At 67.7% G+C, this 436-nt stretch carries 1 protein-coding gene; it reads left to right on the top strand.

The features are described 5' to 3' along the window. Window positions 1-55 precede the first annotated feature (55 nt). Window positions 56-436 (top strand): response regulator (locus AACY45_RS28740; protein ID WP_339548865.1); only part of this gene is annotated, 381 nt, incomplete at its 3' end.

The following is a 436-nucleotide window of genomic DNA, read 5'->3' as shown; positions in this document are numbered from 1 at the left end:
CATGCGTGGACGCGGCGTGGAGTACACGGTTGACCCGTCCCGCCCGGAAGCCACAATGACCCGCATGAGCCACATCCTGATCGTCGATGACGACCCGCATATCCGCGACTTGCTCGCCTTCGCGCTGGGCAAGGCCGGGATGAGCGTGGCCGAGGCGAGCGATGGCGAGGACGCGCAGGCCGCGATCGCGCGGCGTATGCCCGATCTGATGGTGCTCGACATCAACATGCCGCGGCTGAATGGGCTCGATCTGTGCCGTGCGCTCCGCGCCGAGGGCGGGGCGGCGGCGGCGCTGCCGATCCTGTTCCTGTCCTCGCGCGACGACGAGATCGACCGTATCGTCGGGATCGAGATTGGCGGCGACGATTACGTGGTGAAGCCGTTCTCGCCGCGCGAAGTGGTGGCGCGCGTCGGCGCGATTTTGAAACGCGGTACG

It is taken from the genome of Pseudomonas sp. RA_35y_Pfl2_P32 (genome assembly GCF_963970735.1).
In the GTDB taxonomy this organism is placed as follows: Bacteria; Pseudomonadota; Gammaproteobacteria; order Pseudomonadales; family Pseudomonadaceae; genus Aquipseudomonas.
This window is presented reverse-complemented; position numbering and strand designations above follow the sequence as displayed.